10 protein-coding genes are annotated in these 14268 nt (G+C 64.7%); 7 read left to right on the top strand and 3 right to left on the bottom strand.

All coding sequences use genetic code 11. The features are described 5' to 3' along the window. The first annotated feature begins 284 nt into the window (after positions 1 to 284). The 3 genes from ACWCO2_RS35740 (at position 285) to ACWCO2_RS35730 (ending at position 6938) form a co-directional block, all read left to right on the top strand. Positions 285 to 1373: a HupE/UreJ family protein gene (locus tag ACWCO2_RS35740; RefSeq protein ID WP_450132233.1), complete on the top strand. Its 1089-nt coding sequence runs from the start codon at positions 285 to 287 to the stop codon at positions 1371 to 1373. 62 nt (positions 1374 to 1435) lie between these two features. Further along, complete coding sequence (locus ACWCO2_RS35735) at positions 1436 to 5035, top strand: outer membrane protein assembly factor BamB family protein (RefSeq protein WP_450132232.1); 3600 nt, start codon at positions 1436 to 1438, stop codon at positions 5033 to 5035. 1516 nt (positions 5036 to 6551) lie between these two features. Further along, positions 6552 to 6938, top strand: a complete 387-nt coding sequence (locus ACWCO2_RS35730) for an integrase (RefSeq protein WP_450132231.1) — start codon at positions 6552 to 6554, stop codon at positions 6936 to 6938. 249 nt (positions 6939 to 7187) lie between these two features. Here ACWCO2_RS35730 and ACWCO2_RS35725 read toward each other — a convergent pair whose 3' ends face one another. Both ACWCO2_RS35725 and ACWCO2_RS35720 read right to left on the bottom strand, forming a co-directional pair. Further along, positions 7188 to 8285 (bottom strand): integrase core domain-containing protein, encoded by a 1098-nt coding sequence (locus tag ACWCO2_RS35725; protein ID WP_450132230.1) that lies wholly within the window; start codon positions 8283 to 8285, stop codon positions 7188 to 7190. Further along, positions 8255 to 9031 (bottom strand): hypothetical protein, encoded by a 777-nt coding sequence (locus ACWCO2_RS35720; protein ID WP_450132229.1) that lies wholly within the window; start codon positions 9029 to 9031, stop codon positions 8255 to 8257. Before ACWCO2_RS35720 ends, ACWCO2_RS35725 begins: the two co-directional genes overlap by 31 nt. Before the next feature lie 491 nt (positions 9032 to 9522). Between ACWCO2_RS35720 and ACWCO2_RS35715 the strand changes: the two genes are divergently transcribed. Genes ACWCO2_RS35715 through solA form a run of 4 tightly spaced genes read left to right on the top strand, consistent with a single transcriptional unit; the run spans position 9523 to position 13270 of the window. Continuing rightward, positions 9523 to 10452: an ABC transporter substrate-binding protein gene (locus ACWCO2_RS35715; protein WP_450132228.1), complete on the top strand. Its 930-nt coding sequence runs from the start codon at positions 9523 to 9525 to the stop codon at positions 10450 to 10452. 16 nt (positions 10453 to 10468) lie between these two features. Continuing rightward, a complete protein-coding gene (locus ACWCO2_RS35710; RefSeq protein ID WP_450132227.1) occupies positions 10469 to 11380 on the top strand; it encodes an amino acid ABC transporter permease in 912 nt (303 codons plus the stop codon). Further along, positions 11377 to 12141: an amino acid ABC transporter ATP-binding protein gene (locus ACWCO2_RS35705; RefSeq protein WP_450132226.1), complete on the top strand. Its 765-nt coding sequence runs from the start codon at positions 11377 to 11379 to the stop codon at positions 12139 to 12141. The genes ACWCO2_RS35710 and ACWCO2_RS35705 overlap by 4 nt, the downstream gene beginning before the upstream one ends. Positions 12142 to 12145: 4 nt before the next feature. Beyond that, positions 12146 to 13270, top strand: a complete 1125-nt coding sequence (gene solA, locus ACWCO2_RS35700; RefSeq protein WP_450132225.1) for an N-methyl-L-tryptophan oxidase — start codon at positions 12146 to 12148, stop codon at positions 13268 to 13270. Between the two features lie 249 nt (positions 13271 to 13519). Here the strand turns inward: solA and ACWCO2_RS35695 are convergent, their stop codons facing one another. Next, positions 13520 to 13780: a hypothetical protein gene (locus tag ACWCO2_RS35695; RefSeq protein WP_450132224.1), complete on the bottom strand. Its 261-nt coding sequence runs from the start codon at positions 13778 to 13780 to the stop codon at positions 13520 to 13522. Positions 13781 to 14268: the final 488 nt, after the last annotated feature.

Here is a 14268-nt window from a genome sequence, read left to right as displayed (position 1 = left end):
CGCATCTGCCCACGAACACAGGACTACATCGCCCGCCGACGAGCCGAAGGCCGTACAGACCGCGAAATCCGCCGATCGCTCAAGCGCTACGTCACCCGCGAGCTCTTCCGTGCACTGAACGCCCCCAACGGACTTGACAACACATAGAAGCGTCCTTGACACACCTCAAAGATTAATCAAGGCTTTGGATCAGTTTACTCGAATTTTAACCTTGCTGTTCGCGATCTACTTTTGAATAATGGAGAACTTATTTGCCAATATTGAGTAGGCCTGTTGTGTCTTGCGTGCGTCGGTCCTTCGGATTTTTTTGCTTGGTTTTTCTATTCCTGTTGTCCGGAGGGCTGCCAGCCGTCGCACACGTTAAGGACACCGCGGGTTACTCGACGGTCACCGGTGCGGGCAACAACATCGCCTATGCCCTCAGCCTCGAGTACGAGATCCTCGCCAGGACGGTCAATCTCGGCCCGAAGGCACTGGAAGCAACCGACGACGTCCAGCGGCGGGAGGCGTTGAACGCCGGTGTCGAGAATGTCGAGGCGTACCTCGAAACGCGGGTCATGATCTTCCTGGACGGAGTCGCCTGTGAACCCCACCTCACGGGAACGGGCATCACAACCCGGGACGACAAGCCCTACGCCCAATTGGACCTGGTCTACAGCTGTCCCGGGTCTGCCGGAAACTACCTGCTGAAGTACGACGTCTTCGCGAAGACCGACGCGGTTGCCGAGGGGCATGCGAACCTGGTGGATTACCAGCTCGCTGGACGGTCCGGCCGGACCGTGATGGACGACAGCCATCGGGAATTCTCCGTCGGGGAAGGCTCCGCACTGGCCTCCAGCGCGCGGTTCGGGCTGATGGGAATCGAACACATCCTGTCCGGGTTGGACCACGTGCTCTTCGTCGTCGCATTGATGCTCGGGGCGACGACCGTGCGGAAACTGCTGGCCGTGGTGTCCATGTTCACCGCTGCGCACAGCGTCACGCTGATCGCCGCACTGTTCGGCTGGGTGACCGTGCCAGCGTCCATTGTGGAGCCACTGATCGCGCTGTCGATCGCATTCGTCGCCATCGACAATCTCCTGGGTGCTACTCAGCATCGGCTCCCAGTGGTCTTCGCGTTCGGTCTGCTGCACGGCCTCGGCTTCGCCGGTTCACTGAAGGTCACGGACGACTTCAATTGGAACCTGGTGCTTTCACTGCTGAGCTTCAACATCGGAATCGAGGCAGGGCAGGCTCTTCTGCTGCTCGCCGTCTTCCCCCTGCTCCTGCTCGGGCGGCGGATCCGCTGGTCGGTGCACGTCGTCCGCGGGGCGACCCTCGTGGTCGCAGCGTTCGGTCTCGTTTGGTTCGTAGAAAGGTTCTTCTTCGCATGAAACACGATGCATCACCTCCCGAGCCCCGCGAGGGCATGGGCCGTGATGATCAGCATGGCCGCGTGAAACGCCTGCGCACTGCCCTGTACACCGCGACCGCCGGGCTGACGGCCCTGGTGGTCGCCACGCCGGTGACCACCGCCGTCGCGCAGACGGTCGACCCGGCTAGCGCAGTTGTTTCCGGCACAGTCTTCGAAGACGTCAACGGCAACGACAAATTCGACGCCGGTGACAAACCCCTTGCGGGTGTTAGCGTTTCCGACGGTGTGACCATTTCGGCGACCGACGCGGGTGGCCGCTACACCCTGGAAACCGCGACCGAGCGGCGCAAGACGGAGTCGGTTTTCGTCACCCAGCCTTCCGGCTATTCGGTCGGCGCGGACGAGTTCATGACCCCGCGCTTCTACCGCAACCTCGGTGAGCTGTCCGGCGGCGAAGCCAGAACCGCTGACTTCGGGCTGATCAAGGACCCCAAGTCGGCCGGTAGCCAATTCACCTTCGGCAACATCGCCGACCCGCACGTGAACGCCGAGCTCCCCGACCAGATCCAGGAAATCAACTCCACCCAGCAGGATCTGGGCTTCATCCAGATCAGCGGCGACCTGACCAACAACGCCTCTGACGGCCAGTTCAACCAGTACAAGGCTGCCACAGCGAAGTCCAAGGTTCCGGTCTGGCCGGCCGTCGGCAACCACGAATACGCCTCCGGCAGTGGTTATGCTGACCGGATCAACAACTACCGCAATCACGTGGGACCGGAGTGGTACTCCTTCGACTACGGTGACCGGCATTTCCTCGTGCTGGAGAACAACGGTGCCGCGCCCTTCGAAGAGCAGTTGGAGTGGGCGAAACGTGATCTGGCGCAGAACGTCGGTAAGAAGCGCCTGGTGGTCCTGACGCACCAGCCGATGAACGTGCCTTTCGGCTCGAATGCGATCTACGACCAGTACGGTTCGCTGCTGGAGCAGTACCGCGCCGAGCTGATCCTGGTGGGCCACGAGCACTCCAACGACGTGGAACCCAACAGCGCCTTCGCTGGTACGGCGAAGCACGTTCAGACCAGTTCCAGCTCCTACTCCATCGACAACTCGCCGCGTGGCTTCCGCTACGTGCACATGACGGACGAGTCCTTCGACAACCCGTTCCGCATGTACGGGGCGGAGCAGGACCTGGCCATCACGAGTCCGGCTGACGGGACTTCGGTCCCGCTGGAGGGTTTCCCCGGCATCCAGGTCAACGCCTATGACACCTCGGACGCACCGACCCAGGTGCAATTCCGGGTCGACGGCGGAAACTGGCGCCCGCTGCGGCCCACCGGCGAATTCACCTGGCATTCCGAACTGCAGGGAGACCTTCGCAAGCTCGGTCAGCACACGGTGGAGGTCCGCGCGACCGACGCCGCCGGCAGGTCTTGGAGCAGGTCCTCGACTTACACGCTGACCGGGGACAAGCAGATCGTCCCCACCAAGGGGGCGGACTGGTCCCAGCACCACGGGAACGCGGCCCACACTGGTGTCGCCACCGACACCGTCGATGCCGGTCAGCGGCTGGCCTGGTCCCACCGGACCGAAGGGACCTTCCTCACCGGTTCTCCGGTTATCGTCAACGGTGTCGTCTACGCTGGTACCCGAGACGAAAACGGCGATGGTCACAGCGCCGTCCACGCCGTGGACCAGGCTACCGGAAAGCCACTGTGGACATATCAGGTCCCGTCCTCGGTGCACGGCAGCATCGCAGTCGCTGACGGCTTGGTGTTCGTCCCGACGTTGCGCGGTACGCTCTTCGCCGTCGATGCGAAAACCGGCACACTGCGGTGGCAGCATTCGCCGGAGCCGGCGCCCGAGGGCTTCAACCAGCGCACCTACGGCTACTACGGTGTCACCGTCGCCGACGGCAAGGTGCTGTACCCGTACCAGACCAGGCATGGTGAGGCCAACCGCGGCCTGTTGATCGCCTTGGACGTCCAGACCGGGCAACGGATCTGGGCTTCCCCGATGAACGGTGCCACAATGAGTGACGGCACTCCCGCCGTCGCCGACGGCCGCGTGTACGTGGGCAACCAGACAGCGGACCAGGTCATCGCCTACGACCTGAAAACCGGCCAGAACCTCTGGACCGGAGCCGCAGCGCTGGGTGGTTGGCAGGACGGCATCCCGGCCGCGGCGAACGGGCGGGTCTACATCGGCTCCAACAACGGCGTCATCGCCCGCGACGGAGCAACCGGAAAGACCCTGTGGACTTACCGCAGCCCCCATCCGTCCCTGGTCAACGGCGGCGCCACCCCCGCGGCCCCGACCATCGCCGGCAACGTGATCTACATGGGCTTCCCCAGCGGCGCGGTCACGGCACTGGACGCGGAAACCGGCAAGGTCATTTGGGACCGTCTGCTGCCAGGCAAGAAGTACCGCGGCGGCGTCCACACCTCGCCAGCGCTCAGCGGGGAAACCCTGTTCGTCGGTTCCAACAACGGCAACTTCTACGCGCTCGACTCGCGCACCGGCCAGCCGCGCTGGCAGCACGACATCGGCACGTGGGTCGCGGCCGGACCCGCCGTCAGCGGTAACACCGTCGTGGTCGGTGCCCTGGACGGAAACCTCTACGCCTACACCCCGGGGGGCAAGGCCGCCGAGCAGTGGTCGCAGGTGTCGGGAACCGTGACCAACCAGGAGACCGGTCAACCCGCGGGTGGCGTGACCGTCCAGGTGTTGCGTGCGAGCCAGGTCGTGGGAACGACGACGACGGCGGAAGATGGCACCTACCGCTTGGGCTTGGAACAGGGTGCCGGAACCTACACTGTCCAGGCCGCGGAACTCGGCTTCACCGCAGCGTCGAAGCAGATCGACGTCGCGGGCGGGCAATCCCCGGTCGTCGACCTGGCGCTGGCACCGGTCAACGTGGAGGCCAGCACCGGTAAGCGGCTTGCTGGTGGGCTCGTGGAAGGCGGCCTGCAAGATCTGGTCATCGAGAACAAGAAACTGGCCATGTCCATTTCCAAGGTCTTCAACGACCCGCAGCTGGATCAGTCCACTGTGGGCAAGCCGGTGGACATGGCGCTGACCGGAAAGCCCGACCAGCTGGATTGGATCAACCTGCCGTACGTCAGCACCAACGAGCCGCTGGGCGACAACGCCTGGCAGCAGCGGCAAATCCGGTCCGAGTCTGTGGAGATCGTGGAGAACACCGGCGAGCGGGCGGTGGTGCGCGTGACCGGTACTTCCGCCGAGCACCCGGGACTCAAGGTGGTGACCACCTACACGGCGACCCCGCAGGACGAGTGGATCACCGCCGAGTCGGTGTTCACCAACACCTCCGGCTCGGCCATGCCCGTCTGGGTCGGCGACGCCATGGACTACGACGGTGCCGGCCAACGAAGCGGAGTTGCCGGGCACCCGGTCATCGACACCGGAACGGCCGCCAGCTACCAGCCCACCGGGAGCTGGATCGGTCAGACTGGCACCGACGGTTCCCAGCAGACCTACGGGCTGATTTACACCCCGCAGAGCGGCGAATTCACCGGCTACGGTTTCCGGAACTGGATCATGAGCAAGTTCCGGGTTGAGATCCCGGCGGGTGGTAGCCACACGCTGACCCGCAAGGTCGTCGTGGCCCCGAACGGGGGAACGGAGAACCCGTTCGCGGTCCTGGATCAGCTTGCCAGGTAAGCGATCGTAGTTGCGAATGCAGCAAAGAGGCTGGCGCCGGGGCCATCTCCCGGTGCCAGCCTCGACGGTTCCTGGCGGGTTCTCGTCGAGGTGGAACGCCGTTCGTTAGTACTTCCCGCAGCTGTTGGTACAAGTACACGGAGCCGTTGCAATCAAGATCTTCGGCAGTAGTAGGTGGTGCAGCACGCGGCTCGATTATTCGTCGTTGTTGTTCAAGCGGTGTATCGGTACTCGTTGGTGACGCCGCCGAGGACTCGGGTGCGTAGGACGTGGCGGGTGGGCGAATCCTGTACCGGGGGCGGCTGCTCCTGGGCTTCGGGTGGTAGCTGGTTGCGGCCCCGGTGGGGCGGTGCTTGTTGTAGTGCCGCTTTCCTCGGCTTGAAACACCGCGTCGAAGGCGTCCGTGTATTTGCTGTCGCGGTCCCGGATGAGGAAGCGCAGTGAGTCCATACGCGCGCCGAGGTCGGTGGTGACGTTGCGTGCTTGCTGAGTAGGCCAGGCGTTGGGTGTGTGGTGGTGCCGGTGATGTGCAGGCGCCGTGTTCGATGTCCTGGGAAGGCCTGGGCGTGTAGGCGTTGTAGGCCGATGGTGTCGATGCTCGGGAAGTCGTAGGCGATCAGACCGCTGGCTTGTGCGGACAGGAACTCGCGTCAGGTTGGGCTGCTGCGGCGCGGCGTCGGATCGATTGCGGCTGTGTGCAGGATTTCCCAGGCGGTGGTGGCGGCGATCGGGTGTCCGAGCCGGGCCAGTTCGCCCTGGATCCGGCGGTGTCCCCATCGGCTGTTTTCGTGGCGAGGCGTAGCACGAGTTTCTTGATGGCCGTCCTTGTGGGCGGTCGTCCAGGTCGGCGCCGATCGGAGTAGTCCCCGTTGGGTCACGAGCTTGCGGTGCCGGGCCATCAGTGTGCTCAGTGTGGCTGGGAAGACCTGGCCCCAGCGGCGGTGGGGGATCAGCGAGGACAGGGCGGCGAGCTACAGTCGGTCTGCGGGTTCGTACCGCACGGGTGCTTGGAGCTGGTGTCGGAGCACCGCATTCTCGTGCTGTAGGACGAGCAGTTCGGCGTCCTTCGTGGTGTCCCGGTGTAGCACTGTGGGAATGGAGAGTAGACGTCGGGTGACCTTGTACAGCGGCGACACGATCACACAAGCATGTGTCGCAGACCTACCTCTGGCGGTAGTTGGTCGGGTGGCCCGGGGGAGTTTCACCCCGGGGCTCCCACGGAACGGAGCGGTTGCGGTAGGGACCGCTGTTGCCAGCGGCCCCCCGCGCAGATCCCAGCGTGCGCTGCTAACGCACTGGGCTCCTGCCTCGGGTGCGGACGTTGAATCGCGCGCTCGGCCAGGGATGCATGATCCGGGCTTGGGGTAGCCACCGAGTGGCGAGGCGGTCCATGCGTTCCCAGTTCAGGCGAGTGCGCTGGCTGCGGCGCCGCAGCGCCTGCGGGGTTCCAAAAGCTGGCCCGTGTCCTCCGAACTGCGGTTACGGCACGCTCGGCAACAGGGCATGATCGCGGGCCATGTCACTACGCCTGCTGTATCTGATCTTGGTGCGGATTGTAGGCTGGCTGTGGTTGCTCGGCCGTTCGTCGGCGTCCAAGGACGTTGAAATCCTAGTGCTACGTCACGAGGTGGCCGTACTGCGCAGAACCAACCCGAAACCCCGGATGAACTGGGCCGACCGGGCGGTCTTCTCCGCGCTGATCCGGTTGCTGCCGAAGGTGCTGCAGGCCCACCGATTGATCACCCCGGGCACGGTCCTGCGCTGGCATCGTCGCTTGGTGACCAGGAAGTGGACGTACCCGAACCGCACCGGGCGCCCGCCTGTCGATGACGCTATCGCCGTGCTGATTCGAGCGCATGGCCAAGGAGAACCCCATTTGGGGATACAAGAGAATCCAAGGTGAACTGCTCAAGCTCGGTTATCGAGTGGGTGCCTCGACGATCCGCCGCGTTCTCAAACGACTACGCATCCCACCGGCGCCACTCCGGCGCACGGATACGACCTGGCGGCAGTTCCTGCGCAGGCAAGCCTCGACCATGCTGGCATGCGACTTCTTCCACGTGGACTGCGCGGTCACACTCAAACGGATCTACGTATTCTTCGTGATGGAAGTCGGCAGCCGTGCACTTGCCGAAAACCGCATCTGTGCTGGTCATGCTGCGCGGTGGTATTCGTGGAGGATGCCACCCAGTCGATCGTGTCGACGTATGTTGATGGCCTCGAGCTGTTCCGGATCGGTGACTGGCATGGGCAAGGGACGTAGCGGGCGGGCGTTCGCGATGCCCTGGTGAGGCCGGTGGGAGTTGTAGAACTGTTCGAACTCGCGCAGGGCATGGAGTAGGTGCCGCTGGTTCCAGATCAAGGTGCGGTCCAGCAGCTCGCGACGGCAGGTCTGGACCCACCTTTCCATGATTGAGTTCATCCTCGGCATCTGGACGCCGCTGAGCACGACCTCGATCCCGGTATCCGACAGGACGGTATCGAACAGAGCGGGGAATTTGCCGTCGCGGCCCCGGATCAGGAACCGTGCCCTGCAGCCGGCTTCCTCGAGGTCCATGACGAGATTCCTCGAGGCTTGTGTGACCCAAGAGGCGGTCGGGTGTGCGGTGGCGCCCAGGATCCGGATCCGCCGGGTGGCGTGCTCGATGACGGCGAGCACATACAGTCTCGCCCCGGTTAGCGTGACGGTCTCGAAGAAGTCGCACGCCAGCAAGGCGTCGGCCTGGGAACGCAGGAAGTTGGCCCAGGTGCTGGAGCTGCGTTCGCGTGCCGGGTCCATCCCTGCTGCCTGCAAGATTTCCCAGACGGTCGAGGCGGCCACTTTCACTCCCAGGACGAGCAATTCGCCATGAAGTCGGCGGTATCCCCAGCTGGGGTTCTCCTTGGCCAGGCGCAGCACCAAAGCCCGGATGGAACGGACGGTGCGAGGTCGGCCAGGGCGCTTTGGCTTGGAACGGGCCACGTGACGGCGTGAGATCAGGTCGCGGTGCCAGCGGAGCACCGTGTCCGGTTGGACCAGCAGTCGCAGCCCGCGCAGCAGGTTCCGTGGTAGTCGGTGCAGTAGCGCCGCCATAAGCTCCCGATCAGCTGGGCTGAACCTCACCTTCTCCTTGCCGAGTTGCCGCTCAAGCACCATGATCTGATGCCGAAGGGCCAGGATCTCGATGTCCTTATCCCGATCACTCATCGGCAGCAGGTGCAGCATGGCGAACGCATTCGTCACACCCAGGTAGGCCAGTCGCAACAGCACAGTCGATCACCATGCCGTGGCGCACGAGGCGCAGCGAAAGCGTCCGCTCGAGCGACTACAGCCGACCTACCTGCACCTGCTGCCCACTGCTTCTCACCAGGGCGGATGAGGTTATCGGCAAGGGCAGCGTCAAGCAACCACCGGAGGTCGGCAACCCCTTCGTTGAGCTCCTCGTCGGTGAAGTCGAGTTCGAAGCGGTCCAGTCGCGCACGGTCCTCGCCACTCAGTCCTTCGAGGCCACCATCGAACGGCGCGAACGGGTCTTCGAAGTCCCAGATGCGCCGGTTCCCGGTTTCCGGTGGTTCCACCCCCTCTGAAAACACCGCCCGCGCTTCACGAAGTCCACATGCCTCAGCCCCGAGTTCCGCGCTGATCGCCGAGCGAACGGGCGCCGGTACCGCGGTGGTGGCCTCATCAAGATCGGACAGTGTTTGGTGGAGAAGCACTTTGACCTGCTCGTACCAGAGACTGTGCGCGCCCTCGAGCAGGCTTGCGCGGGCACTTTCGTCGGTCAGGGCAGCAAGATGCTCAACTGGGTAATGGTCAGGCCGACCGTTCCGCCGGTCGTACACGCTCACTGGAACAGTCGCGCAGGTGGAGATCCGGTTGAGTGCATCAGCGATCCGTGCTGCGCCCCTGGCGTCATCAACGCTGGTGACAGTTGACGACGTCACGCCCGCAGGCCCGCGATAGGTGACCAGGACCTGCACCTTCCCGCGGTTCGGGTGCTGAGAGTAAATGGTCATCGGAAAGCCCTTCCAGCCAATGAGCCACGAACGGCACATCGGCGATGTTGAGAAGCGCAACGGACGAAGGCGGTGGCGCAGGCGCGTTCCAACGCTCCATGCCTTGAGGAAAATGGAGTTGCCCCGGTTCGGTGGACAACGTCATCGACTATGCTGCCGCATAGCCCCAATCCGACCTTGTCCACCGAACCGGGGCAACTCCAGTGCTGCCAATTGCGTCGCGGTTGCCCCAGCCGGCGATCCATCTCGTGCACGAGTACTGATCCCGCTATCCACAAAGGATATCTGGGCCTGAGCTCAAGTTTTCCTGTTGCCCGTGGGCGCCATGACTTGCGCTGAAGGTCTTGCGGTCTGACCCGAGTTGGATTCAATATACGTCCCACGCTCTTCGGAACTCATCCAACGCCGCCTCTTCCGACAAACGTCGTCGAACGAACCACCGCCGCGTGCCGCCAGGCGGCATTGTGCTCTGACATCACCGTGGAGTCTTCATGTCCCTTTTCCTGAATCGTCCAAGACGCCGGCTCCTCCGGGGTGCCGTCACCGCACTGGCGTTGTTGACGGTGATGTCGTGCGGATCGAACGGCCAAGAGCCGACCGGCACGGCGTCCGGGCCGCAGCTGGAGGCCTTCGCCGACGTCCCGAAGAACGAGGCGGTCGCCGCTCTGCTGCCGGAGCGGGTTCGACAGGCGGGCAAGCTCGTGGTCGTCATGAACGTCTCGAGCGCGCCGACGAAGTTCTTCGCCGAGGACAACAAGACCATCATCGGTCTGAACCCGGACCTGGCCAGGGCGATCGGCCGCGTGCTGGGCGTCGAGATCGCGATTGAGAACGTCCCGTTGGACGGCATCATCCCAGGACTGCAGGCCAACCGGTACGACTTCACGATCGCGAGCATGTCGCCGACCGAGGAACGTCTGAAGACGCTGGACATGATCCAGTACGGGACGTGGGGCAGTTCGCTGGCCATCAAGTCCGGGAACCCGCAGCAGCTCTCCCTAGAGAACCTGTGCGGGTTCCGCGTCGCGGTCCAGCAGGGATCCATCCAGGAGTCCAAGCGGCTGCCGGAACTCAACCAGAAATCGTGCCTCGCCCAGGGGCGCCCGGCGCTCGCTCCCGTGATCGTGCCGAGCCAGAACGACGCGCTGCTGCAGCTCCAGAGCGCTCGGGTCGAGGCCGTGCTCGCGGACTCGCCGGTGCTGGCCTACGCCGCGACGCAGGCACCGGGCACGTTCGAGTTGGCCGGTGAACTCAACCGCAGCGAGGTCTGCATCGGGCTGCCGAAGGGAGCTGACCTGACGCCGGCTGTGCAGGCGGCGCTCGGCGAACTCATGAAGTCGACAACTTACCAGCGGATTCTCGACCGCTGGGGGATGTCCGGCTACGCGGTGCCCCAGCCAGCGTTGTCGACGGGGCCCTGAGCGGGGAGGAGCACGGGTGATCTCGAAGCCGGACACGACCGCCGTTACGGACGCGGATGAGCTCCAGATCGTCAAACGACGCAACCCGTGGCGGATAGTCGGCTCCATCGCGCTGGCCCTGCTCGTGGTCGCGCTTGGCTACAGCCTGGTCACCAACGAGCGTTACCAGTGGGACATCGTCGCACGGTACTTCACCGCGCAGGCCGTCGTGGACGGCGTTCTACTCACCGTGGCCCTGACGGCCATAGCCATGGTCGCGGGCTTGCTGCTGGGGATCGTGCTAGCAGTCATGCGGCTGTCGAGCAGCAAGCTGATCATCGGTGTGGCGGGTGCCTACGTCTGGTTCTTCCGCGGTACGCCGTTGCTCGTCCAACTGATCTTCTGGTTCAACATCTCGGCGCTGTACCCGGTGATCGAGGTGGGGATCCCGTTCGGGCCGACGTTGTTCTCCGGCAGCGCCAACGTCTTCATCACACCGTTCGTGGCTGCAGCCCTGGGTCTGACGCTTAACGAGGCCGCCTACATGGCCGAGATCGTGCGCGGCGGCCTGCTCGGCGTGGACAGCGGCCAGACCGAGGCAGCGCAGGCGCTCGGGATGGGTCCAGCGCACATCCTGCGGCGGATCGTCCTTCCCCAGGCCATGAAGATCATCATTCCGCCGACGGCGAACCAGACGGTGTCGATGCTGAAGAACACCTCGCTGGTCAGCGTGCTCGGTGCGATGGATCTGATGCACAGCGTGCAGGTCATCTATTCCCGTACTTACCAGACTGTCCCGCTGCTGATCGTCGCCGCGCTGTGGTACCTGGCAATGACCTCGGTGCTCACCGTGGCTCAGTACTACATCGAACGCCATTACGGACGCGGGGACGCGAGGATTTCCGCCGCGCGAGCCAACCGCGACGCAGGGCAGGAGGTTCAACCGTGACCGCTCCGCTGATCAGGCTGCAGAACGTGCGCAAGTCCTTCGGCTCCCACGAGGTGCTGCGCGGCATCGATCTGGACGTCGACACCGGCGAGGTGTGCTGCGTCATCGGCCCCAGCGGGTGCGGCAAGTCGACGCTGCTGCGCTGCATCAACCACCTGGAGCGCGTCAACGCCGGCGAAGTGCAGGTCGACGGGAACCACATCGGCTACCGCCGCTCCGGCAACCGGCTGCTCGAACTGCCGGAACGCGACATCGCCCGGCAGCGCGCCGACATCGGCATGGTCTTCCAGCGGTTCAACCTGTTCCCGCACCTGACCGTGCTCGAGAACCTGCTGGAAGCGCCGTGCCGGGTGAAGCGGGAACCCCGCGACGAGGCGCGTGAACGGGCTCGGGAACTGCTGGCGCGGGTCGGACTGGCCGCCCGTGAAAACGCGTATCCGGCGCAGCTCTCCGGTGGCCAGCAGCAGCGGGTGGCGATCGCGCGGGCGTTGGCGATGCGGCCCAAGGTGATGTTGTTCGACGAACCGACCTCCGCGCTTGACCCGGAACTGGTCGGCGAGGTGCTGGCCACGATGCGCGACCTGGCCACCGACGGCATGACGATGCTGCTGGTCACCCACGAGATCGGCTTCGCCCGCGAAGTCGGCAACACGCTGGCCTTCATGGACGAGGGCACCATCGTCGAGCGCGGGGACCCGCGCGAGATCATCGCAGCCCCGACCCACGAGCGCACCAAGTCGTTTCTGTCGAAGGTGTTGTGAGGCGATGACCGCGAAACTGCACGCCCAGGTCGGCATCATCGGAACCGGCACGATCGGCAGCATGCTCGCCTGGCAGCTCGCTCGACGCGGTGTCGAGGTGCTGGCGTTCGAGCAGTACGCGCCCGGTCACGACCGCGGCGCGGTCGGGGGAGAGACGCGGCTGTTCCGGATGGCCTACGCAGAAGGCGGTCAGTACGTGCCGCTGCTGCGGGACTCGCTGCGGCTGTGGCGCGAGCTGGAAGCCGAGTCCGGCGCGCACATCCTCGCGCAGTGCGGCGGACTGGCGATCGGTGATCCGGCCGGGGACTACATCGGCGGGCTGCTCGAAAGCGCCCGGCGAACCGGAGTGCCGGTCGAGGTGCTGTTGAAAGACGAATCCGCGAAACGGTTTCCGCAGCACCAGCTGGACGACGGCGACGTGATGGTCCTCGATACTCAGGCCGGTTTCCTGCGCTGCGAGCAGGCGGTGCTCAGCGCGACGCGGGTGGCCGAACGCGACGGCGCGGAGGTGCTGCGCTACACCGAGGTCACCGACATCGTCGAAGACAGCGATAGCGTGCTGGTGCGCACAGTGGACAGTGCGTACCGGGTCGGTGAAGTCGTGGTGTGCGCGGGATCGTGGGCATCGCGGTTCCTGCCCGAATGGCTCGCGGCGGCGGTGGAGTCGCGTCGGGTCCTGCTGAGCTGGTTCGGCACCGAGAACATCGACGACTACCGGCCCGAACGGTTCCCCATCTTCATCCGCCACCGCGGTGCGGTGCACATCTACGGCACCCCGACGGTCGACGACGTCATGATCAAGATCGGCGGAGCGGTCACCGCGCACGCGATACCGGACCCGGCGGCCGTGGACCGGCGGCACAGCCTCGACGAAGTTCGAGCTGTCGCGGGCGCGGTCGAGCAGATGCTGCCGGGCCTGCACCCGGAGCCGGTGCGAACCGATGCGTTCACCGATCTGTACACCAGCGACGGGCATCCACTGGTCGGCCGGGTCAGCGAGCGCATCGTGCTGGCCACCGGGCACTCCGGGCGCGGCTTCAAGTACGCGCCCGGCATCGCCGCAGTGGTGGCCGACACGCTGACCGGAACGGCCAAGCCGCCCGTGTTCCTGGCCCCGGACCGGATCTGAGCGCCCCCGTGCTTCTCTCCGGCATCAACCCTGCCCTTGCTGATAACCTCGTCCGCGCAGGTGAGAGGGGCGGGGCATGGCGTAGGGGTGGATCGACCGCAGTCGGTGCGCTCTCGCTCTGTCGAACGCCACGTCATGATGATCGACTGCGCTGTGACGACTGGCCTACCTGGGTGTGACGACTACGTTCGCCATGCTACTGTTCGTGCCGAAAACTACGTCCGTGCAGGTCAAGAAGCGGACCGGTCCTCATGATTCCGCCAAGACGGTCGTGTCGGCGTATGGCGAGGGATTCGATCTGGTCGGGTTCAAGGGGCTGAGGCCGGGCCCGTAAGGGTGCAGCCACGGCAAGCGACTGGTGGGTTCGGTGCAGGTTGTAGTGCCGCTCATATTCGCGTATTCGCGCAGCACGCACAGGAAATGTCTCTCGTTCCAGATCAGCGTGCGGTCCAGCAGTTCAGCGCGCAACGTCTTCACCCAGCGCTCAGCAAGCGCGTTCAGCCGCAGCAACGGGATATCCCTGGACGTGCGTCGTGAACCCGCATTGTAGAGGTTAATCCTCCCAGGACTGGGAAACCATTCGGCGAATTGCTCGTCCTGGGAGTGAAGGTGTCCGCCTTGACCGTCTGGGAAGGGGCATGTTTACCTCGACGTCGGCGACGATCGTCTTGGTGTTGGTGGTTTGGGCGGGCTGCCCCGCCCGGCCGGATCACCCTGTCATACCCGAGGTTCTCACCATTTCGGTCTGCGGCCCGCGCTCGAGCACGGCTTCGACGGGCATTTCGGCGAGGGCCAGAGTAGGACAGGCAAGCGTGCGTCACAGCACGCTTCGTCGCCTTCGTCACATCGCGGCAAGATGATTGGGTGCTCATCGTGCGTGCGACAAAGAAGCTGCTTCAACGCTGCACTTGCCGATAATCTCATCCGCCCTGGTGAGACGCGGCGGACACGGCGTAGGGGTAGGTCGACCGTAGTCGCTCGAACGGACGCTTTCGCCG

Source organism: Saccharopolyspora sp. NPDC002376 (assembly GCF_053593195.1).
Note: the sequence above shows the minus strand (reverse complement) of the source record. Positions and strands in the feature narration are given on the sequence as shown.